General features: G+C 43.0%; 14 protein-coding genes, 1 tRNA gene and 1 CRISPR repeat array. Of the genes, 13 read left to right on the top strand and 2 right to left on the bottom strand.

Annotation, left to right across the window (positions count from 1 at the left end):
• Window positions 1-180 precede the first annotated feature (180 nt).
• Complete coding sequence (gene cas9, locus G500_RS0117745; RefSeq protein WP_027003521.1) at window positions 181-3,621, bottom strand: type II CRISPR RNA-guided endonuclease Cas9; 3,441 nt, start codon at window positions 3,619-3,621, stop codon at window positions 181-183.
• Window positions 3,622-3,867: 246 nt separating this feature from the next.
• On the opposite strand from cas9, the gene cas1 reads away from it, so the two are divergent.
• Together cas1 and cas2 are read left to right on the top strand one after the other, a co-directional pair.
• Window positions 3,868-4,773, top strand: a complete 906-nt coding sequence (gene cas1, locus G500_RS0117755; protein WP_027003522.1) for a type II CRISPR-associated endonuclease Cas1 — start codon at window positions 3,868-3,870, stop codon at window positions 4,771-4,773.
• 103 nt (window positions 4,774-4,876) lie between these two features.
• The gene (gene cas2, locus G500_RS0117760) at window positions 4,877-5,218 is read left to right on the top strand and encodes a CRISPR-associated endonuclease Cas2 (RefSeq protein WP_027003523.1); all 342 of its coding nucleotides are present in this window, start codon (window positions 4,877-4,879) and stop codon (window positions 5,216-5,218) included.
• A gap of 509 nt (window positions 5,219-5,727) precedes the next feature.
• A CRISPR array of direct repeats spans window positions 5,728-7,079; the repeat unit is 36 nt; unit sequence GCTGTAAAGATACCACATTTGCAACCAATTCACAAC.
• 287 nt (window positions 7,080-7,366) lie between these two features.
• On the opposite strand, the gene G500_RS0117770 is transcribed toward cas2, so the two are convergent.
• Complete coding sequence (locus G500_RS0117770; protein ID WP_027003524.1) at window positions 7,367-8,872, bottom strand: Do family serine endopeptidase; 1,506 nt, start codon at window positions 8,870-8,872, stop codon at window positions 7,367-7,369.
• Window positions 8,873-9,397: 525 nt separating this feature from the next.
• Between G500_RS0117770 and ppk1 the strand changes: the two genes are divergently transcribed.
• From ppk1 to G500_RS0117840, 11 genes are all read left to right on the top strand, one after another.
• Entirely contained in the window at window positions 9,398-11,602 is a 2,205-nt protein-coding gene (ppk1, locus tag G500_RS24105) for a polyphosphate kinase 1 (RefSeq protein ID WP_035758000.1), read from the top strand.
• Window positions 11,603-11,853: 251 nt separating this feature from the next.
• Entirely contained in the window at window positions 11,854-14,973 is a 3,120-nt protein-coding gene (locus G500_RS24110) for a glycosyltransferase family 117 protein (RefSeq protein WP_035758002.1), read from the top strand.
• 218 nt (window positions 14,974-15,191) lie between these two features.
• Window positions 15,192-15,518, top strand: a complete 327-nt coding sequence (locus tag G500_RS0117795; RefSeq protein ID WP_027003526.1) for an MGMT family protein — start codon at window positions 15,192-15,194, stop codon at window positions 15,516-15,518.
• An 82-nt stretch (window positions 15,519-15,600) separates the two neighbouring features.
• Complete coding sequence (locus G500_RS24115; RefSeq protein WP_245574506.1) at window positions 15,601-16,383, top strand: DUF4197 domain-containing protein; 783 nt, start codon at window positions 15,601-15,603, stop codon at window positions 16,381-16,383.
• A gap of 3 nt (window positions 16,384-16,386) precedes the next feature.
• Window positions 16,387-17,208 (top strand): sporulation protein, encoded by an 822-nt coding sequence (locus tag G500_RS0117805; RefSeq protein ID WP_027003527.1) that lies wholly within the window; start codon window positions 16,387-16,389, stop codon window positions 17,206-17,208.
• Window positions 17,209-17,266: 58 nt separating this feature from the next.
• Window positions 17,267-17,653 carry a hypothetical protein gene (locus tag G500_RS0117810; RefSeq protein WP_027003528.1) on the top strand — a complete coding sequence of 129 codons (387 nt, stop codon included), beginning with the start codon at window positions 17,267-17,269 and terminating at the stop codon, window positions 17,651-17,653.
• Window positions 17,654-17,819: 166 nt separating this feature from the next.
• Window positions 17,820-17,893, top strand: a tRNA-Pro gene (locus G500_RS0117820).
• Between the two features lie 132 nt (window positions 17,894-18,025).
• Complete coding sequence (locus tag G500_RS24120) at window positions 18,026-18,982, top strand: SRPBCC family protein (RefSeq protein WP_035758006.1); 957 nt, start codon at window positions 18,026-18,028, stop codon at window positions 18,980-18,982.
• 36 nt (window positions 18,983-19,018) lie between these two features.
• Entirely contained in the window at window positions 19,019-19,627 is a 609-nt protein-coding gene (locus G500_RS0117830) for a DUF6630 family protein (protein ID WP_027003529.1), read from the top strand.
• 572 nt (window positions 19,628-20,199) lie between these two features.
• Window positions 20,200-22,002, top strand: coding sequence for an acyl-CoA dehydrogenase family protein (locus tag G500_RS0117835; protein WP_027003530.1), 1,803 nt, complete (start codon window positions 20,200-20,202; stop codon window positions 22,000-22,002).
• A 140-nt stretch (window positions 22,003-22,142) separates the two neighbouring features.
• Window positions 22,143-23,177, top strand: a complete 1,035-nt coding sequence (locus G500_RS0117840; RefSeq protein WP_086047959.1) for a tryptophan 2,3-dioxygenase family protein — start codon at window positions 22,143-22,145, stop codon at window positions 23,175-23,177.
• Window positions 23,178-23,223: the final 46 nt, after the last annotated feature.

Raw genomic sequence — 23,223 nt, forward strand, 5'->3', positions numbered from 1 at the left:
CCATCTTTGACCTTTTCACAGTAAGGAGTAATTCCGAAGGTTTAAATACCTTAGCACCGTTTCCGACGGTGCTTTTTTTGTTCGAGCATTTCGAAGCGAATAAAACCAAACCCACAAAAAAACCTAAGCCTTTTGAAGTGGCTTAGGTTTTTTGTTTTATCACAAAATCTTTAAAGACTATCAAGCCCAAGAAATTTCACCTGTGGGCGAAATCCTGACTTTGCGAGCCTTCAACTCGTTACTACTTTTGCTAAAAACGGTACTATCATCTTTTGCTGATAGGTAGTGCCGCATTGTAATTGTAACTCCACTCATTTTCTTTACCCTATATAGATGCTGATTGAGCAACTGCTTATTTGCTGTTTCCAAATCCAAGCCTTCGAGCGAAAGGGCGGGGCTTTCTACCAAAAGCAATTCATTGAGCATCAGCGTCATGAGCAGTTTTTCGCCTTTTGCTAAGGGCGGTGGGGCAAAGGTTTCGCCTTTTCGAGTATTGGCAGCAAAGCGCGTAATCATCTCTGCCCGCCTTTTTCCATCGGCTTTTTCTATAATGCAAAGGTGGTGATTGCCATTGGGTGCAACGTATGCCTTTCGCCCTTTTACAAAAACAAAGGTATTTTCAGGGTTTTGTATGCGCAGTTTTTTGATAGGCACGCTTTGAAAATAGGGGTTTTTAGAAGGCAGGCTTAGGTTTTGCAGCACCTCTTTGATGCGCTCCATTGTGGTTTTGGGTTCAGCTCTTTCTTCGTAATTGGGGGGGCTTTCTTTTTTGAGTTTTTTGCGCAGCGTGTTTTCCCGCTTATCAATTTCTTTAAGGTTATCCAAAACCTCTTTGCTAATTCCCCCCTCTTCTAATTTTTGAAAGACCATCAGGCGAATGGTTTTATCAGCAATTTTAGAGAGTTCGGGAATGGTAAGTGCCTCCACTTTTTTGCGTATGGTGTAATAGGGCTGCCCCTTTTCATCTTCTTTGGGCTTGCCGCTAAAAGGCAGATAGGCTCTACCATAAAGCGAATCGTCGTGCAAAGTGCCGCGTTTGCGCTTGCGGAAATGGTGATAGACAAGGGCATTTTCGGCAACCTCTTTTACCTCGTGGCGCAAACTCTCCCAACCTTTGGGGTAGGAAAATCGCTTGTCTTGGTCTTTTGTGCTTAATAGGGCTTTTAGCTTATCGCTAACCTGATTTTCGTCTGCTAATCGTTTGATAAGAGAGCGATTCGTCAGGGCTATGACAATGGCATCAATAAGATGATGACGGTGGTCGTCACGCTTTTTTTCATCTGTTTCCTCGTCTTTGAGGATAGAATTGAAGCCCCAAAGTCGGCGCAGTTCGGCAGTAGTGCCGCCATTGGTTAGGATAACATCGGTTTCTTTTTCTGCAATTTGCAGCATATACTTGCGTGTTTCTGTGCCAATATAAGCCGTATCGGTGAGCTGTCGGTTTTCGAAACCTTCTGTAAAGTCGGTAATATTTTTGGTAAAACGTTGGAATTTTTTAGCCGAAAAAGGTTTGAAATTTCGGACACGCTCCAGCATTGCCTCGTATTCGGGTGCTTTTATTAGCCCTTTTTCTTTCATTTCGTAGGGCGTAAGATTTGCCTTTTTGCGGTTGAAATCGGTGCGGCAGAGGGTCTTATTGCCAAAAGAATCATCAAGCGAGCGTGAGTAGGGTATGATATGCTCCACTTCGTAGGTGTGCGAAAAAAGTTCGCTTTTTCTAATCTTATCGCCTGTATAGGGACAAGTTTCGTCACACTCTTTCCATAGCTTGTATTTGATAATATCTTGGCGCGAAGGTGATATGATTTTGAAATCATTTTGCAAAGTATCTTTGATGCGTTCATGTTCGGCGGCGCGGTCTCTATTTTGCTTGTCTATTTTTTCACGCGCTTGTAAAGGCAATTTTAGCTCCCTTGCCAGCTCGATATGAATTTCATTAGGTTTGCCGTATTTTTTGATAATCTCATTGACTACTTTTTTTATCACCGACAAAGACCGTTGCACCAGCGGATTGCGCAAATTAGGCACTTCGCCCAAAAAGTCTTGGTTTTGCGCTCCTATGCCTTCGCTATGGCTCAAACCGATAGCAGCGCAGGCGTTAGAAAAATCCATGCCTTCATTTTCCATGTAGGGCAAAATTTGGCGCAAAGCCTTGACACTCAATCGCCCATAAGGAGCTTCGAAGTGGGTCTTTTTCAAAATCTGAATCCGCTCTTCCGAAAGTTGCCACTTCTTGCGTGCGTACTCGGCAAGCCATTCGTTGTCTTGGGCAATGTTTTCTATCGCGTTCCAAATCTCGATTTGCTCTTCTTCGGAAAAAGAATCCCACGACTGATAAAAGTCCGCTTCTTCGGACTGTGGCACTATTCCGAAAAGTTGGTTTCGCTCTTTTCTGTTTTTTGCATTTTTGGCAGCGGGCTTAGGCGGGTCGAAGATTTTGCGCATCTTCAAAGCCGTCTTGTTGCCCATCACGATGTCGGTTTCTTTGAAATTGGTTTGATAGTCGCTTTTATCTATCAATTTCAAAATTTGTTTGATGGTTTGCTTTTCTACCGTTTCGAGTTTTTGGACTATTTTGTGGCGGTCGTCCATCGAAAGGGGTTCGTTTTGCATACCTGCCCCCGTAAGGCGAATGTGTGCCAACTTATCCCAAATTCTAAACTTTTGGTACAAAGGGTGACTCATTGCCGCTCTTTTTTTGGTAGGAAAAAGGGTACATTTCCCGATAAGGTGTCGGCTCGATTTTAGAGGGCGTTGGAAAAAAACGAGGTATTCTTTAAAAAGATACGCCAATCCTTTGCTTCGCACTTCGTTTTGAAACCTGCCTGCCACTACTTTTTCTATCACGTCTTCAAAGCGCGAATGTTGGTTGAGGTCTATTTCCTGTGCTGCAAAAAATCCTACCTGTGCCTGCCATATTCTATCAAATTCTTCTTGATAGAGTTTGCGCTCGGCTCGATGATTGCCTCTGATTTTGGGTTTTAGCCCTGCTGCCTGTGGGCTTTCTATTTTTTGCAGGCTATAAAGGTATTGTCCTAAGGTTTGGAAACCGCCCTCTGCTAAGGCTTTTCGGGTAGCACCCAGCATCTCCTCCATTGAAGGTTTGGCATCTTCTTTTTTATCCGATTTTGCTTTCTTTGTTGTTTTTTTTGTTTCTGTATCCTCCTCTTTTTTGCTACCTTCTTCTTCGGAAAGGGCTTTTCTATTGCTTTTAAAGCCTCTTTTAAGGGCTAAATTGTAGAAAACACGTGCCAACTCTTCCAAAGTAAGTTTGCGTTCTAAGGCTTCAGCTCTTAACTGATAGGGGCAGAGAGCAAGCCATTTTTCCCAAGCCTTCCCTTGTTTTGGCAAGTCTTTTTCTATCCAGCCCAAAATTTGAAGTGCCTCTAAAAGGGCGGCTTTGCGCTGACGGCGGCGAAAAAACTGCCTACGCATGCCGCGCTTCAAACGCCTAACGGCATTGCGCGACTCTTCTTTACCCGTTGGGGTTTTGTTTTTGCCTGCCGCAAAGACCGCCACCGAAGCGGCGATAATTTTTTGACTCACAAGGTCGAGCAAAGCCCAACCCAAAGAATTTGTGCCTACATCTAAGCCTAATACAAAATAGCCTTTCTGGTTCATAGCAAAATTTGGGTTAAAATGGTTTTTAAGTTAAAAAAGCAAATATAAGAAAAAAGAGTATCTTTTACGCTTTTGGGAAAGAAAAAATCGAAAAAAAATCTTTGCATTTTGATAGCCCTGCTTCTATTTAAAAAGAACAAAGCTAAAAGTCTGAAAATCAGCACTTTTTTTCGCTATCCTCGAACTTTTCTTTTTGTAAATATTGTTTTGCCCCTACTCAAATTATACAACCTAAAAGAAAAAGTTATGATAAAACAAATTGTCTATATCAGTCAATCTCAGCGGCTTTTTACACAAAATAGCCAACTGCTTATTGCAGACCCCAAAAATGGAACTGTTTTAAAACAAATGCCGATAGAAGAATTGGGATTTTTGGTTTTAGACCATGCCCAAATTCAGATATCGATGGTGGCAATAGAAAAACTACTTACCGAAAATGTAGCCCTTGTTTTTTGTAACGAAAAACATCTACCTATCGGACTTACGCTGCCTTTGGAAGCAAATACGCTACAAAATGAGCGTTTTAGGGCGCAAATAGAAGCCAGCGAAAGCCTCAAAAAACAACTTTGGAAGCAGGTAGTAGAAGCCAAAATCCTGAATCAGGCAGCTCTCTTAGAAAAGTGGCAGTCGGAAAAAGTAGCCGAAAAGTTACTTTTTTTAGCCAAAAGCGTAAAAAGTGGGGACGCGCAAAATGCAGAAGCACAAGCAGCACGCCTCTATTGGCAGCATATTTTTTTGCCTTATTGTCCCGATTTTGTGCGTGAGCGTTTCGGACTGCCCCCTAATCATTTGCTTAACTATGGCTATACGCTCCTGCGAGCGGCGATGGCACGTGCCTTAGTGGGGGCAGGCTTGCTACCAACTTTGGGCATTTTTCACCATAATAGATATAACGCCTACTGTTTGGCAGATGATATGATGGAAGCCTATCGCCCTTGGGTAGATGACTGGGTTTGTCAGAAGGTAGCCCACAATGATTTTGAAAGCGAACTAAAAACAGAGCATAAAAAAGCCGCTTTGGAGGTACTTTTTGCAGATGTAAAGCTCGGCAAAGAAACCAAACCGCTGATGCTTGCTCTTTCTGCTACGGCGGCTTCCCTGCAAAAATGTTTTGAAGGCACTGTCAAAAAGCTATCACTACCCAAATGGTGATTGCCTGCTTTGCGTAAAAACCACGATTAGGGTCTGATAAACTGCAAAAAGGTTTCTTTTGCACCTAAAAGCCTCTGTTTTATTCTTTTAAAAATTGCCAATTATGAAAAACAACCGTTTAAACAAATACCGTATTATGTGGCTTTTTGTACTTTTCGATTTGCCTATGCAGACCAAAAAGGAGCGTAGGAATTATGCCCTTTTCCGAAAAAAAATATTGAAAGAAGGGTACGGACAATTTCAATTTTCGGTCTATTATCGCCATTGCGCCTCGCGCGAAGTGGCAGAAATGCACCTCAAACGTTTGGAAAGTTTTTTACCGCCCAAAGGAAAAATTAGCGTCCTGACTTTTACAGATAAACAGTTTGGTATGATAAAGCATTTTCACTCGGCAGAGTATGAAAAGCCCCCTACCAAAACACCACCGCAACTGCACATGTTTTAACAAAAAACCTAAGCGTCTTGAAGACGCTTAGGTTTTTTGTTTGTTTCGAAATGCTCGAACAAAAAAAGCACCGTCGGAAACGGTGCTAAGGTATTTAAACCTTCGGAATTACTCCTTACTGTGAAAAGGTCAAAGATGGTATCTTTACAGCGATAAACTTGTGCCTAAAAAAGACGGTCAAATGTGGTACTACAAAGGTAGTTATTTTTTTTGAAAGCACCAAATTTTTTGAAAACTTTTTTCAATTTACCCCCACCCTGCCCTCCCCCCGTTATGGGAGGGTTCGAAATACAAGTTATTTTTTTACATTTATGCAAAAAAATAATGCCGAATCAAAGCCCCTCCCTTTGGGGGCAGGGGTTTGGGGTGGGGTGTATTTAGCCTTTGGTAGGATTAAAAAAATCGACTTTTTTGCGCCATTTGCGCCTCGAAAACCTCATTTTTTTAATCCTATTTTTGCCCAAAAACGCCCTTCTACGCTATGTAGAGCCACTTTTTTGGCACTATCTGCTGTAAAGATACCACATTTGCAACCAATTCACAACAAATTGAACATAAGCCTCCAAGTCTGAACCGCTGTAAAGATACCACATTTGCAACCAATTCACAACCATTCAGGCTTATTTGTCCATTTCGGTTGGCTGTAAAGATACCACATTTGCAACCAATTCACAACTAGAACAAATCAACCCCGAAACAGGCGAAAGCTGTAAAGATACCACATTTGCAACCAATTCACAACTAAGACCAGAAATTTCAAAAAACAAGCAAGGCTGTAAAGATACCACATTTGCAACCAATTCACAACTACTTTCTGTTTATGAAAAATGACGAGGAGCTGTAAAGATACCACATTTGCAACCAATTCACAACCGAAAAAGGAAAAAGCGCGTTTTTATGAAGCTGTAAAGATACCACATTTGCAACCAATTCACAACTCAACAATGCAAAGTTACAACCTTTTTGGGCTGTAAAGATACCACATTTGCAACCAATTCACAACCCTACTATGCCCCGATTGAAGCACCACCTAGCTGTAAAGATACCACATTTGCAACCAATTCACAACTTGTTTTCAAAGCAAGTCCGCCCAAGACAAGCTGTAAAGATACCACATTTGCAACCAATTCACAACCAACCGCAAGGCGTGTGCATTTTAGAAAATGCTGTAAAGATACCACATTTGCAACCAATTCACAACTTCAACACAGTGCAGGCGAAGTTCTATGCGCTGTAAAGATACCACATTTGCAACCAATTCACAACCGTCGTCGTCGTAGTCATCATCTTCGTCGTCGGCTGTAAAGATACCACATTTGCAACCAATTCACAACGATGAACCGCAATTTTGGCAGCGATAAAAGCTGTAAAGATACCACATTTGCAACCAATTCACAACATTTTTTTTCGGCTTTGTTTTTTGAAAAAGGCTGTAAAGATACCACATTTGCAACCAATTCACAACTACATTATTGTAGCGTCCTCGCCATCAAAGCTGTAAAGATACCACATTTGCAACCAATTCACAACTCAAAACGACCAAGCCAAACGCGCCTGCGAGCTGTAAAGATACCACATTTGCAACCAATTCACAACAAGCCAAACCCTCGATATAATAACGCTTCAGCTGTAAAGATACCACATTTGCAACCAATTCACAACCCTTCGACGACGATTTCAATTTTTTGACCAGCTGTAAAGATACCACATTTGCAACCAATTCACAACTTAAAAACATGAAGGACGAAGGGGTAGTCAAGCTGTAAAGATACCACATTTGCAACCAATTCACAACGAACCTTATTCAAGATAGCATGAGTAACCCGCTGTAAAGATACCACATTTGCAACCAATTCACAACTGGGAGTTGAGAATTGAGAATTAGGAAATGGGGCTAATACAAAAAAAAAGAGGGAAAACCTCGGCGACGGCTAAATGCCTCGCCGACGGTTTAAACCACATTTGCAACCAATTCACAAATGAGAGTTGAGAATTGAGAGGTTAGGGGTTAGGAAATGGGGCTAATACAAATACGAAATAAATAAAAAACCTCGGCGACGGCTAAATGCCTCGCCGACGGTTTAACTTGTTTGAAGCGCGAAGCTGGAGCTTCGCGCTACAGTTAAAAAGCCTCGCCGACGGTTGCTTTTAAATTCCGATAGCGAAAAATCCGCGTCTGCCGTTGGGGAAGAAGCCTTCTATGAGCAAGCCGCCGCCTGTGTTTTCACGCAGCAGCCCTACTAATTCGGCAGGTGTCGTTACGGGTTTCTTGTCTATGTGGGTGATAACGAAACCTTCGGGAATCTGGGCTTCTTTAAACTTTCCATCTTTCAACTCCTTTACTTTCAGCCCTTTGCGCCCAAATCTTTCTGCTTCGTCATCTGTCAGGGCGGCAACCTCTGCCCCGATATTGGGAATGAAAAGCGAAACGGAAGCGTCATTTTTGATAATTTCGGTTGTGCCGATAGCATTTTTTAGCTCTACCATCGCCTCATACGCCTTGCCCGAACGCTCGTATAAGACCTTGATTTTTTCGCCCGGACGCTTGCGTGCGACGCGCTCCTGCAATTCAGCAGGGGTATTGACCTCGACACCATCTATTTTTTTGAGGACATCGCCCTCTTTGAGTCCTGCCTCGGCTGCACCCGAAGCGGCATTTACCTCTGCTACATAAACGCCCTTAGTGGAGTTCAAATCCTTTTCTTGTGCCAATTCAGAAGTGATTTCGGCAATGCGAATACCCAAAAGAGCGCGTTGTACTGCGCCGTACTCTTTCAAATCGGAAACTACTTTTCTTGCCAAATTTGCAGGCACAGCAAAGGAATAACCTGCATAAGAGCCTGTGTTAGTCGCGATGGCGGTATTGATACCGATAAGTTCGCCGTTGGTATTGATAAGTGCGCCGCCACTATTGCCCGGATTCACTGCCGCGTCGGTCTGGATAAAAGACTCGATGCCCATGCCGTCGTTGCGCCTCAAAATATTGATGTTCCTACCCTTTGCACTCACGATACCTGCCGTAACGGTGGAGGTCAGGTCGAAGGGATTGCCTACCGCCAATACCCATTCGCCTACCCGCACTTGGTCGGAATTGCCGAAAGAAAGGAAGGGCAAATCTTCTTTGGGTTCTATCTTCAAAACGGCTAAATCTGTCGTTGGGTCTTTGCCAATGAGCGTAGCCTCGAAACTGCGGCGGTCGTCCATGACAACATCAATGCGGTCTGCCCCCTCGATGACGTGGTTGTTGGTTACGATAAAACCTTTGGCATCTACAATCACACCCGAACCCGAAGAAAGCGGACGCTCCTGTGCGCCTCCCCCTTGTTCGCGCTCACGATTGGGCATCTCCTCACCAAAAAATTGCTTGAAAAGCTCTTCCATCATATAATAATTGCCGCGCGTGCGGTTGCTTACCTTGCCAAAGGTGCGGATATGCACCACCGCAGGGGTAGCTTTTTCTGCCGCCGCCACAAAATTTTCTGTTCCGCTGGGGTTGCCCATCGGATTGGGGAAACTCGTTGTTAGGAAATTGCCCGACGCATCTGGGTTGAGGCTTGAAACTTGGGTCTGTGGTCTTACAAAATAGGTATAGGTAAAGAGTGAAACGCCGCCCCCTAAGATAGCTGCTAAGACAAGGGCGAAAAAGAATCGCATATTTTTTAGCATAAGTGAAACAATTTGAGGTGAAATAATTTGAGTAAGACAAGTAGGAATAAATTAGAAGAAAATCAGACGGAAAAGACGGATTTGGAGAAGTCCATAAAGGCAACACTTATATTAGGCTGCCTTTTTTCTATACGCAAAAGCAGGGCAAATATGTTAAGAAAAAGTCTTAAAAAGGCTTACACGCCCAATTTTTGTCTGTTTTTCGGCGATTTTCTTGCTTTTTTTGGAAAGATTAACAAAAAAACAAGCAGTATTTTTCCTTTCTTATCAAAAACGCCTTGCCTTTTTTGGTTTGGCAGGGCTAAAAACGGACAGAATGTACAGGCAGAATGTGCTGTTTTGTAACACAACTGACATTTTGGCAAAAATGCCCGTTGTGGGTTTTTGCCTTGCGTTTTTGCCTTTTGTGGAACTTTTTATGAAAAAAAAGTGAAGCCCCAGCGAAAGCACTTGCCCATGTGTGCTATTTTTTTATTTTTGCAAAAGATTTGCCCACCCTAAAAACCCTCTGCCATGCTACCTTTGGAAAAAATACAGGAGATTATACAAGAGAGCAACTACATCAGTCGCGATTTAAGTTGGATACAATTTAATTACCGCGTTTTAGACCAAGCCAAAAAGGAAAGGCGCAGTCTTTTGGAGCGGCTCAAATTTATAGCGATAGCGGCTTCTAATTTAGACGAATTTTTTATGATTCGGGTCGGCAGTCTGTATAATTATTTGGACTACAACAAACAGCGCAACGATTTTTCAAACCTACGTGAGGAGCCTTTTCGCCAAACCCTTTACGCCCAATGTCAGGAATTTAAAGAAAATCTGTACGCTTATTTTATCGAAAACTTGGTGAGCAAGTTTGCCGATAGTGGCTTTTCTATCCTCACTACCTTAGAAGATTTGAGCGAGCAGGAGCGCGAAAAAGTGCGCGACTATTTCCATGCGACTATCTTTCCAATGCTTACCCCGATGGTCTATGACAACCATCATACCTTTCCGATACTGATGAACAAGATTTTGGTCTTGGGTATCGTAACCAAAGGACGCAACGAAAGCAGCAGCGAGGCAAACAATCGCAAAGCCTCCTTTGTGCAGATTCCGCAAAATCTGCCGCGTTTTTTCGAAATCGAGCGCAATTCGGGCGAAATCGTCTTTATTCCCATCGAGCTTATCATTCGCAATTATTTGGATATGATTTTTAGGAATGTGGAAATAAGTTCGGTAACGCTTTTTCGCATCACGCGCAATGGCGATTTTAGCTTAGAAGAAAACGACGATTTGGAAGTAGATGTTTTGCAGGAGCTAAAAAGCAAGCTCAAAACGCGCAAAACAGGGCGTGTGGTGCGCCTCGAAATCGAGCAGGGCAATTATTCCACTTGGCTTTTGCGCCTACTCAAATCGCGCTGGGATATAGATGATGCCAATATTTTCGAGATTCCCTACCTTTTAGACCTAACCTCGCTTTGGCAAATTGTCCGCAACAAAGACCTTAGTTCGGACATCAAGAAAATGCCCTCTGCCGTTGCACCGTTGGCACTTCAAATTCAGACCGAAGGCGATATTTTTCAGAAAATCAAACGCCGCGATTTGCTTTTGCATCATCCCTACAATAGCTTTGAGCCTGTTCTGCATCTTTTGGAAGAAGCCGCCGAAGACCCCGACGTATTGGCAATCAAAATCACGATTTACCGCTTGGCGAAAGACTCACGCATTACCAACGCGCTACTTCGTGCTGCCGAAAATGGTAAAAATGTGGCGGTTCTTTTTGAAGTAAAGGCACGTTTCGACGAGGAAAATAACATCAGAGAAGCCCAACGATTGCAACAGGCAGGCTGTTTTGTCATCTACGGCATTAGCAACGTCAAGACGCATACCAAATTGATGCTCATTGTGCGAAAGGAAAAGGATAGGGTCGTGCGCTACGTCCACATGTCGAGCGGCAACTACAACGAAGATACGGCGCGTCTTTATACCGACGTGAGTTTGCTTTCTACCAAAGAAATCTACGCCCAAGACATTTCCGAATTTTTCAATGCCATTACGGGTCATTCCGTACCCGAACAGTATCGCCAGCTTATTACTGCGCCCAATTTGATGCGTAAAAAGCTCATCAATCTTATCGAAAACGAAAAAAACAACGCCTTGCAGGGGCTACCCAGCGGTATTTGTATCAAAATCAATTCCCTACAAGACCAAGAATTTTGCGACGCACTTTACAGTGCTTCACAGGCAGGCGTACCCATCGAGCTTATCGTGCGTGGCGTGTGCTGCCTGCGCCCTAAGCGCAAGGGTTTGAGCGAAAATATTGCGGTGCGCTCTATCGTGGGCGACTTTTTAGAACACGCGCGTCTTTTTTATTTTCACAATGCAGGCGAGCCTTTGGTTTATGGTGGCAGTGCAGATGCCATGGTGCGAAGTTTTGATAGGCGCATCGAGTCGCTCTTTCAAATCATCGAGCCGCAAGCGCGTCAGGAGGCAATTAGCATTTTAGCCTATAATCTGATGGACAATCAAAATAGCTATTTGATGCAGGAAGATGGCACTTATCACGCCTTAGAATGTTTGCCCGAAGTAGAGCCGATTGATGTGCATCGCTTGTTTTTTGATTTGAATTGGGAAAAGATAGAAAATGTGCGCTTAGACGCACTCTTCAAAAAAATTGCCCCTGCCACGCCTTCCATGCTTTCCGAAGCGATACAGAACGGTGCAGATTTGGATTTGTAGGCTAAAAAATTGGCACGTCCTACCCAAATGTTCGACTATTAGCCTGCGGTACTTCTGCTTTTGGTAGGAATCTTCAAACTTCTTGGCAGGAAAAAGCCACAAGTAGAGCCTTTTAATTAGGGCTTTACATTTTTTTAGGAAAGGAGCAGCTATTTAAAAGTTGTCATTTCCAAATAATTCTCTAATTTCGCATTTTGAATTACCCAAACTTTGTTTTTTGAAGCCTTCTGAAAGGAACTAATCGCGTTGTTATGAATTTTAAAACCCTCAATAAGTGGATAGGCTGGGGCATTTTTGCTATCGCTGCCTTAGTTTATACCCTAACTGTAGAAGATACTGCCAGTTTTTGGGATTGCGGAGAATTTATCGCCGTTTCGTATAAATTGATGGTGCCACACCCGCCCGGTGCGCCTTTTTTTCTTTTGGTAGGTAGGATATTTTCGTTCCTTGCCTTCGGTGATGTTACCAAAGTAGCCTTTTGGATAAACATGCTCTCTGCCCTTTCGAGTGCCTTCACTATCTTGTTCCTTTTTTGGAGCATTAGCTTTTTGGCGCGAAAAGTGGTTGCACCCGACGAAAAGACAGGCGAATATCCGCTCGAAAAGCAAATCGTTATCTTGGGAGCAAGTGCTATCGGTGCTTTAGCCTACACCTTTTCGGATACCTTCTGGTTTTCTGCCGTAGAAGCGGAAGTCTATGGCATGTCGTCTTTCTTTACCGCCTTTGTCGTCTGGGCGATGTTGCGTTGGGATACGATTGAGGACGAAAAACAGGCGAATAAGTGGATTTTGCTTATCGCTTATATGGTCGGTCTTTCTATTGGCGTGCATTTGCTCAACCTTTTGGCAATTCCCGCCTTGGGCTTGCTCTACTATTTCAAAAAATACAAGCAGACCAATACGTTGGGCTATCTGACTACACTTGCTTTTAGTGGCTTTTTAGTCGTTTTGGTTACTTATGGGGTCATTCCAGGGTTGCCCTCTTTGGCGGCAAAGTTTGAAGTGGTCTTTGTCAATGGCTTAGGATTGCCCTTTGGCAGTGGTGCTATCTTTTTTACCTTCGCTATCGTAGGTGGTTTGGTTTATGGCATTTTTTATTCTCTCCAAAAAAGAAATGTACTCCTCAATACTGCTTTGCTTAGTTTTGCCTTTATTCTGATAGGCTATACCTCTTATGCCTTAGTTGTGATTCGCTCGAATGCCAACACGCCCATCGACGAAAACAACCCCGAAGATGTCATGAGTTTTATTTCCTATCTCAAACGCGAACAGTACGGCGACCGTCCGTTGCTTTTTGGTCCCACCTTTGTAGCCGAACGCACCGATACCGAATACGGCGAAGTCATTTATAGAAAGGGTACGGAAAAATACGAACCCATCGACAAAAAATACATTCCTATCTATGATAGTGAAAATCAGATGCTCCTGCCGCGCATTTATAGCCAAAGCGAAAACCACAAGGAACTCTATCGCAGAAAGTTAGGCTTGCAGGAAGGCGAACAACCCACCTTTGGCGACAACCTCTTTTTCCTCTTTTCGCACCAGCTTGGACACATGTATTTCCGCTACTTTATGTGGAATTTTGCAGGCAGACAAAGCGACGAAAAAGAAGCAGGTTGGCTCTCACCCCTTGAAGACCTCAACCAAGAACTGCCTGTAGATATTGCAGGCAATAAGGCACGCGATAATTTTTACATGCTGCCGCTTTTATTGGGCATGTTGGGCTTGTTCTATCAATCTACGCGCGATTCAAAAAACTTCTTAGTTGTCTTGTGGCTCTTTTTTATCATGGGTATTGGGCTGGTTTTGTACCTCAATTCACCCCCCATCGAGCCGCGTGAGCGCGACTATGTGTATGCAGGTTCGTTTTATGCCTTCTGTATGTGGCTCGGCTTTGGCGTGATTGCCATTTGGGACTGGGCAAAAAAATATCTGGGCAGTAAAAATGCCGCCCTTTTCGCGACCCTTGTTTCCTTAGTAGTGCCTGCCTTGATGGGCTTCAAAGGTTGGGACAATCACGACCGCAGCGGGCGTTATATGTCGGTAGATGTGGCGTACAATGCCTTAGCAGGCTGCCCCGAACAAGCGATTTTATTTACAGGGGGCGATAACGACACCTTTCCCCTTTGGTACATTCAAGATGTGGAAGAAGAACGTACTGACGTGCGCGTTGCCGTTCTAAGCTACTGTGCTACCGATTGGTATGCTGCTCAAATGAAAATGCAGATGAACGAATCGAAGCCGCTGCCACTTTCTTTGGACGAAAAAAATTACCGACAAGGTAAAAATGATTATCTAATGGTAGTGGATAGAGAAGCCTTAGATAGAAAGGTGAATTTGGATACGTATCTCAAATTGCTTAAAGCCGAAGACCCCAAAGTGATGATGACCCTACAAGATGGCACTTCTACGGGCAAACTCTTGGGACGTACCTTTGTCCTACCTGTGGATAAGGAAAAGGTCAAAAAGTTGGGTATCCTGCCAAAGGACAAAGAAGACCGCATTGCTGACTTTATCGAAATCAAGCTCAAAGGCAATGCTATCTATAAAAATGACCTTTTGGTTTTAGACCTCATTGCAAACAATAATTGGGAGCGTCCGATTTGTTTTAACAATACTTCGGCAAATACAATGCTCATCGACCTATCCGACTACCTACACGTAGAGGGCATGACGTATCGCCTGCTACCTATTAAATCCGAAACAGAGCAGGAAACAGGTGAAGTCAATATCGAAGCCATGAAAGAAAATTTGGCAAAGTATCGCTACCGCGGCACAGAAGATACAGAGGCTTATTACGATGATGAATACAAAAAATTTGCCTCCTCTATGCGCAATATGTACTTCCGTTTGGCTTTTGCCCTTTTTGAACAAGACCGCAAAGAAGAAGCTCTATTTTACATCGAGGAATGTCTGACCAAACTCCCCTACCAGACTTTGGGCTACGACTACTATTCGGGCTATTTTGTCCAACTGCTGCACCTTTTAGAAGAAGATGAAAAAGGCTTTGCCCTTTCCGACGAATTGGGCAGTAGGGTGATTGCAAACCTCGATTATTTGGAAACTTCAAATGCAAATCTATTTAATTATAGTGAGGTTTTCCAAAGAAGTAGTACCACTTTGCGCATCTTAGCCACCGTCTATCGCAATTTGGATAGGCAGGCGAATGCCGAAATTCAACAGTTAGAAATGCTCAAAGCCTCGCACGACAAAGGCGAAACAGAGCGCGTTTATGAAAAAGAAGGGCAGATAATCAAAGAAATTATGCCTGCCTTTACAGAAGAAAAGCAAAAACGCTTGGAGAGTTTGAAGGCGCGATACCCCAAACTCAACGAAAGAGCGCAGAAATACGCCGCCGCTTTGGGTGCATAAAAGTTGGCATTGGCGGCGCGTTGCCCATAAAAAGGGATAGAAAAAGGGGGATAGTTGGATAAGCGGTATCCCCCTCTGGCTTCAATTTCTATCCAAAAATTGTCTTAACAAAATTATCTTAGTCAAACTACTCTCGTCAAATTACTTTCGTCAAATTATTCCCAATAGTAGGTGCTAAGAAGGGTTATCGCCTTAGCATTTAAAACCTTACCTTCACGATGCAAGCCGAAGATGTTTTTGCGCTGGTACGCCTCATTCCTGCGGGCAGAGTAACTACCTACGGTGCTATCGCCACTTATTTGGGCGGCGTGGCAAGGGGCGCACGCATGGTGGGCTGGTTTCTCAATCAGAGTTTTTCTCAAACAGAAGACCCCGTTCCTGCCCATCGTGTCGTGAATCGCTTGGGTAGGCTAACGGGCAAGACGCATTTTCCTACCCCTACGCTTATGCAGGAGCTTTTAGAAAAAGAAGGCATTAAGGTAGAAGATGATGCGATTGTAGATTTTGAAAAGCACCTCTGGCTTCCTGAAAAAGAACTGCTTTAAGAGAAATAGGCACGATTTTATGACTTTCTTTTGACGATTTCCTCTGACGATTTCCTCGTGACGACCTCTTTTTGTCATTTATTTGAAGTCTGCCTATTTTGTTGCTTTTTCTCACCTTTTTATACCGATTGAAATGAACATGGAAAAAAAATCGCTCCTAAAATCGCTTTGTTTTTTGCTTTTGCTTGCCACAAGCCTCTCCGCTTGCAGTCCGCAGCAAATTGCAGGCTTGCTTGCCAATGTCCCCCTTTCGCCCTCTGAAATTGCATCAGGTTTGAGAGAAGCCCTGACACAAGGCGTAAAAAAAGGGCTATTAAGCCTTATGGCGCAAGATGGCTTTTTCAATAATAATTTAGTGCGGATACCTTTTCCACCAGAAACCCAAAAAGTAGCCGAGCGTTTGAGCGATTTGGGTTTGAAATCGGAAGTAGATAAATTTGTCAAGACCCTTAACGCAGGTGCGTCCGAAGCCTGCAAAGAAGCCGAACCTATTTTTGTCAATGCCATTAAAAGCATGACCATTCAAGATGCGATGGGTATTTTGAAGGGGAAAGACGACGAGGCTACGCAATACCTCAAACGCACAACCGAAGAAAGTTTGGTTTCGCTTTTCAGACCCGTCATCAAAAGAAATTTAGACAAAGTAAATGCTACGCGCTTGTATGGCGATTTGGTGAGCCGTTACAATAAAATTCCTTTGGTGCAAAAGGTCAATCCCGACTTAGACGATTATGCCACGCGTGCAGCCGTAGATGGCGTTTTCAAAATGATAGCGCAGGAAGAGGGCAAAATCCGACGCGACCCCGTAGCACGTACTACTGAACTTTTGAAGCGTGTCTTTGCACAAGCTCCTCAAAATCAATAGCTTATGAATTTTCACTTTCAAAAAGCGTATCACTGGCTTCAACCGATTCAAAAGGTTTGGGAATGGGTACTCAAACCTATTCTCTACCTTTTGCACCACCTTCTAAGCCAATTTGGAGTGGGTTCTCTCAAACTCAATGCCCGTATGGAGCGTATTTCGCTGCTGCCTTGTGAAACGCTAAAAGGCGACCTTTTCATTTATGGGGGGAAGGTTTCCGAAAAAATCAACAAGGTAAGCATCTCGCTCATGGTTACGCTCAAAAACGAAAGCAAGGAAAGCAGTAAGGCTTTGGCACACTACACCGTTGCACAGAACTTGAAAACCCAAGCGGGGCGCAATCAGATTGTGCCTTTTAGTTTCTTGCTGCCGCCCGATTTGCCCCCTACCAGCCCTGATAGCAAAATTTGGCTAAAAACACGCGCCACACTCGCCCACAATTTTTTTAGTCCCCAAGATTACGACGAATTAGAGATTCTGCCCAATCCGCTTATGTTGCGCATAGAGGAAGCCCTTTTTAGCTTAGGCTTTAAGATTACGGGTAGGACGCAGGTAGAACCAGACGCGCTTTTGGCTGCCAATCTGCCTTTGGTAGAAAAGATGTCCTACCGAAATTTGGGGCGACTCTCGCATCTGATACAAGATGCCGAAGTGGTGATGCTCCCACAGTTCGAATCGCTCGATATTTTTGTGGAAGTCAATCGCTACCAAAACAAAGGCAAGACCAAAAAGGGCATTTTCAGCCTCTCTAAGGCAGAAGTAGAAGATTTAGAATCGTTGCTTTTTGTCTTAGAAAAAAAATTGCTTCAACTGCTTGGCATTGATTAAATGCCTTCTGCTTACTCTTTTTATCGCTTTTCAGACAGTTTTCAGACGCTTTTCAGATATGATAGATTATCAAAACGACCCACAACTCGACGGCAAATATTTAGGCACCATCACCCAAGATTTTGTAAAAGTAGCCGAAACGCTCAAAGAAGCCGCCTATCAAATCAAGGTACGCAAAATTTCAGACCACCCCATTTTCATTTTCTGCCCCCAAGCACAACCCTTAGGACAGCTGCTAATAGGAAAAGAGGAGTGGAAAGAACCGCTCAAATGGCACATCTCACTCTCTTTTCTCGCCGAATTTAAAGAACGACAAATTATAGATGAGGAGGGTGCGGCACTTTTCAAGCAAAACTACAAAGACATAGAAGAGTTTGCCTGCCTTTTTGTGATAGAAAAGGACTTCACAAACTTTATCTTTCTGCCTTATCCAGAAGAAGAATAGCCTGCTTATGAACTGAAAATCAGTGCTTTTTAATTCACTTCTTTTTTCGCGTTTCTTTTTTTGGAAAAAAATCGAAAAAAAATGCCCCAACATTTGGCGGTTACAAAAAAAGCCCCTACCTTTGCACTCGCAATCGGGACACAAAAACGATTCGCTTCTAAATAAACGGGATGTAGCGCAGCTTGGTAGCGCACTTGCATGGGGTGCAAGGGGTCGCAGGTTCAAATCCTGCCATTCCGACAAAGGCTAAATCTTGGAAAACCCATAGTAAGGATACTATGGGTTTTTTTGTTGAATAGCAGTTTTATATACCTAAAAAGATGCCTACTGCTTTGTACCTTGTAGATAACAAAAAAAAATCAATACAAACAGATGAAGAACATACTACCATCTGACAACAAAAAAAGAAAGTGGCTCGCTATTGGATTGACAATCCTTCTTGCAGGAATCCTGACGCTTTGGGGTATCTACGGTTTAGGCGAATACGGAATTGCGCCATTTGTCCTGACCCCTCTTTTTATGGGGGCAAGTTCGACAATTTTATACGGACTTAAAAAAGAAATCGCCTACAAAGAGGCTTGGCAAATTGGCTTCCTAACGCTTGGTATTTTTAGCGCAGGACTTCTAATTTTTGCGATTGAAGGGCTAATATGTATTGCTATGGCTGCTCCAATCGCACTTTTCCTGACATGGATAGGCGTATTAATCGGCTATGCAATCGTCAATAAAACCCCAAACAATGCACCTACCGCCCTATTTATCTTAATTGCACTGATACCCCTGACAGCGTTTGTGGAAAAAGAAAACGAACCCAATTTGACCTCTGTCGTAACTGCAATAGAAATCGCGGCTACTCCACAAGCGGTTTGGAAAAATGTAGTAACATTTCCCGAACTTGATAAACCTACCGAACTAATTTTTAAAACAGGAATTGCTTATCCTATCAATGCAAAAATTGAAGGGACAGGAGTCGGTGCAATTAGGCATTGCAATTTCACAACGGGAAGTTTTGTAGAGCCAATTACAGTATGGGACGAGCCACAACTGCTAAAATTTGAGGTGATTGAACAACCCGAACCCATGAAGGAGTTAAGTTTTTGGGATATCGATGCACCACATCTACACGACTATTTTGTTTCTAAACAAGGGCAATTCAAACTCACGAAACTGCCAAACGGAAATACCCTTTTGGAAGGAACAACTTGGTATTATCACAACATAAAACCTGCTTTTTATTGGCAACTTTGGAGCGACTATGTCATTCATAAAATACATCAAAGAGTATTAAATCATATCAAGAAAAATGCAGAAAATGAACCAAAAAATTAAATAATTAAAATACTATTATTTTATTTTAAAATTTTTATGTCTAACTTTTTCGCAAAATTTATAACTTTTTTTTCAATATTTACAAAAAATACTGTAAAGTCTAAAAAAAACAAAATAAATAAAAACGAACTTTTAGAGATTGGTAAATACTTATTTTTTGAGTATTTTGAAGAGTATAAAGAATTTATTGATGACTACGATAAAGATGCAAGACAATTTGTTTTAAAAAACAAGATAATTTTATCAAAATATGACAATCTAAACTTGGAAAAGTTGAGTTTTATCGAGCTTATTTACATTTTTGGTAATAGCAAAAATAAGTTATTGGTAACAGACTGGCGCGGAGAAGAAAACGAATACGAAATCGAAAATTTCCTTGAAGAGCAGTTAGAGAGGGAGATTGAATGGAAGCAGGCAAATGAAGTAAGAGCTAAAATAAAGCAAGACAAACAAAAAGAGGGCGAATTTGCAACCTCTCTTTTAAAAGCCATAGATAAAGACTTAGAAACACAAAATAAAAAACTTCTTTTTATTGAATTATATTCAGATTCTTTTGTCTATACCGTCATTGACCACAATTCTCACCAAGCCCTTACCAACAAATTCCCAACACACTTTCATGGCAGCGAGAGGTTGAAGTTTTGATAAAAGTAATCATTATTTACAAAAAGCCCCTTCGCCTATCCCTTTTCAAAAGCCAAACGAAGATTGCTACTCCACGCCTACAAAGTAGTGCAGTAATGTTAAGTTCTGTAAAAAGCCTTGTTTTGTCAAATTTAATACGAAATAAAATTTGGATAGAACCCTATTTTTGAGTACTAAAACCCTTTTTTATTTCAATCTCGCTGCGGACAAGGCAGTGTCTTGTCCCTACATTTGAGTCTGTTTTTTTTAGAATTTAACATCACTACAAAGTAGTGCCTTTCCTTTTGCTGACTGACGGTCATTTTTAAGAAAAAATAAAATTTGGCGTGAGCATATAAAAACCTCATAAAAAACTTTTCTAATCCGCCGAAAAAACTTTTCCTATTGTTTTTTGAAAAAATGAGAACATTGTTAGGCTTGCATACGTTTTTTTAGTAGCTTTGCAAAGGTATGCAAGCATACAAAACACAAGAAGGCGAAACCAAGAGGCAAACAAGCCTTACTGCCCTCATCTAAAAGCCTTCTCTTTTCCTTCTCTTCGAAATCTCTAACTTCAAAACGATATAAAATTTATGGAAACGGCAATCAAAAACAACTCTCTCAATGGTGGCGAATTTTTACTTCGTCAGGTGGAAGCAGAAGAAGTATTCATTCCCGAAGAATTTAGCGACGAGCAAAAGATGATGGCACAAGCCACACAAGACTTTTTACAAAAAGAAATCTATCCAAATCAAGACAAAATCGATAAGCACCCCGAAATGGGCGCGTCCCTTTTAGAAAAGGCGGGCGAATTGGGTCTTTTGGGTATTTCCCTACCTGAAAGCTACGGCGGCTTGGGCATGAGCTTCAATACTTCGCTGCTTATCGCTGATATTGTCGGCTCGGCAGGCTCATTTTCAACCACTTACGGCGCACATACAGGCATTGGTACGCTGCCAATTTTGTATTACGGCACAGAAGCACAACGCCAACAGTACATTCCCAAATTAGCCACAGGCGAATGGAAAGCCTCTTACTGCCTGACCGAACCTGATGCAGGCTCCGATGCCAATTCGGGCAAAACCAAAGCCGTACTTTCTGCCGATGGCAAGACCTACCACATCACAGGGCAAAAAATGTGGATAACCAACGGTGGCTTTGCCGACCTGATGATAGTTTTCGCAAAAATAGAAGACGACAAAAACCTCACCGCCTTTATTGTAGAAAAAACCTTTGGCGGCATCACGATGAACGAAGAAGAAAACAAGTTGGGCATCAAAGGCTCTTCTACACGCCAAATTTTCTTCAACGAAACGCCCGTACCTGTGGAAAATATGCTCTCTACAAGGGGCAACGGTTTCAAAATTGCCGTTAATATTTTAAATATTGGTCGTATCAAATTAGCCGCAGGGGTATTGAATGGCTGCCGCGTCGTAGCTGAAAAAGCAACCCAATACGCCAACGAGCGCAAGCAATTCGGCACTGCTATTAGCTCTTTTGGAGCAATTCAATACAAGTTGGCAGAAATGGCAACCCGTACTTTCGCCACAGAATCGGCTTCTTATCGTGCAGGTCAGAATATCGAAGACCGCATCGAGGCACTTATCGAAGGGGGCATGAACGAAGAAGAGGCAAAACTCAAAGGCGTAGAAGAATTTGCCATCGAGTGCGCTCTTTTGAAGGTACATGGCTCTGAAACCTTAGATTTCTGTGTAGATGAAGGCGTACAAATTTATGGTGGCATGGGCTTTTCCGAAGAAGCACCGATGGCACGCGCCTATCGTGATGCCCGCATTTCGCGCATCTATGAAGGCACAAATGAAATCAACCGCATGCTTTTGGTGAGCATGATTTTGCGCCGCGCCATGAAAGGCGAATTAGCCCTTTTAGAAGCTGCCTTAGCCGTAGGCAAGGAACTGACCGCCATTCCTTCTTTTGAAGTATTGGATAAAAGCGTTCCTTTTGCAGAAGAAAAAGATTTGCTCAAACGCATGAAAAAGGCGATTTTGATGGTGGCAGGAAAAGCCGCTCAAAGTTTAGGTGGCAAGCTCGAAAGCGAGCAAGAAATCGTAATGGCGATTGCTGATATGATTATCGAAACTTATGTAGCCGAATCTTGTATCTTACGTGCCGAAAAACTCATCAAGACCAAAGGCGAAGCATACGCTGCCCCTTATGCAGAGATGGCAAAATTGTACCTACAAATTGCTATCAATCAATTAGACATCAAAGGAAAAGAAGCGATTGCCTGCTTTGCCAAAGGCGACGAAATGCGCGTGATGCTCATGGGCTTGAAACGCTTTACCAAGCATGAGCCGCTGAATCAGAGAGATTTGCGCCGCAGCATTGCAGCCCGCTTGATTAATGAGAACAAATTTGTTTATTATCCTTTCTAAGCCCTTCGCGCTTTTTTATTGCTGAAAAAACAAGACCCTAAGCCTAACCGCTTAGGGTTTTTTAGGCTACTTTTGTCCAATCCCATTTTTTTAGCTATCTTAGCCCAAAATTATACACTACAATTTACTCACCCGACACTATGGACAACACGCCCCCTGCTCCTTCGCACGACGAAAACCTCCCCCATTCCGAATCTTCTTCGGCGCAAAACATTTTCACCCCCGAAGTAGAAAAGAGAATTTGGCAATTAGCCGAAAAATATGAAAATGTAGGACAAGACCTAACTTCCTACTTAGACGGTCTGCTCTATGCCAACTACCTCACCTATTGGGAATATATCCACTTGGATACGCTTCTAAGCCTGCAAACGCCGCGCACAGATTTCCCCGACGAGCTAATTTTTGTTACCTATCATCAAATTACGGAGCTTTACTTCAAACTCATTCTGCACGAACTAAACCAAATCGGTTGGCGGCAGCGCATAGATGGTACTTTCTTTTTGGAAAAGCTCCGCCGCGTCAATCGCTATGTCCGTCATCTCATCAATTCCTTTGAGATTATGGTCGATGGCATGGAGTATGAACAATTTTTGCGCTACCGCATGTCGCTCCTACCTGCCAGCGGCTTCCAGTCGGCACAGTTTAGAATGATAGAAATTTATGCGACCGATTTCAAAAACTTGGTTGGGCGCGAACACAAAAACCTCTTCGACGAGGAGTCGCGCATCGAGGAAATGTTTGGCTATGTCTATTGGAAAAGAGGGGCAATAGAAAATCAATCGGGGCAGAAGACCCTAACTCTGCGCCAATTCGAGCGCAAATATTCCGAAGAGTTGCTCAAATTAGCCAAACAATGCCGCACCCGCAACCTTTGGCATGTGGCAGCTCAAAAATTGGGCGACACCCCTTTGCGTGAGAAAATTATTCAAGAGATGCGAAATTTTGATGTCCTTTTCAATGTCGATTGGCGTTTGGCACACATCAAATCCGCCTTCAAATACCTAAGCCGCGACGAAAATACCATCAACGCCACAGGCGGCACAAATTGGAAGCGATACCTACCCTCCACCATGCAGTTGCAAATCTTTTTCCCTACCCTTTGGAGCGAAGAAGAGCGCGAAGAATGGGGCAAGCATTGGGTTTTGCAAAATATAGGCAGACGCGCCGAAAAATAATAGACTGCTACGCCCTCAAATCCTCCTCAAAAGGGAGGATTTGATT

The sequence above is a fragment of the Hugenholtzia roseola DSM 9546 genome, assembly GCF_000422585.1.
GTDB classification, from domain to species: domain Bacteria; phylum Bacteroidota; class Bacteroidia; order Cytophagales; family Bernardetiaceae; genus Hugenholtzia; species Hugenholtzia roseola.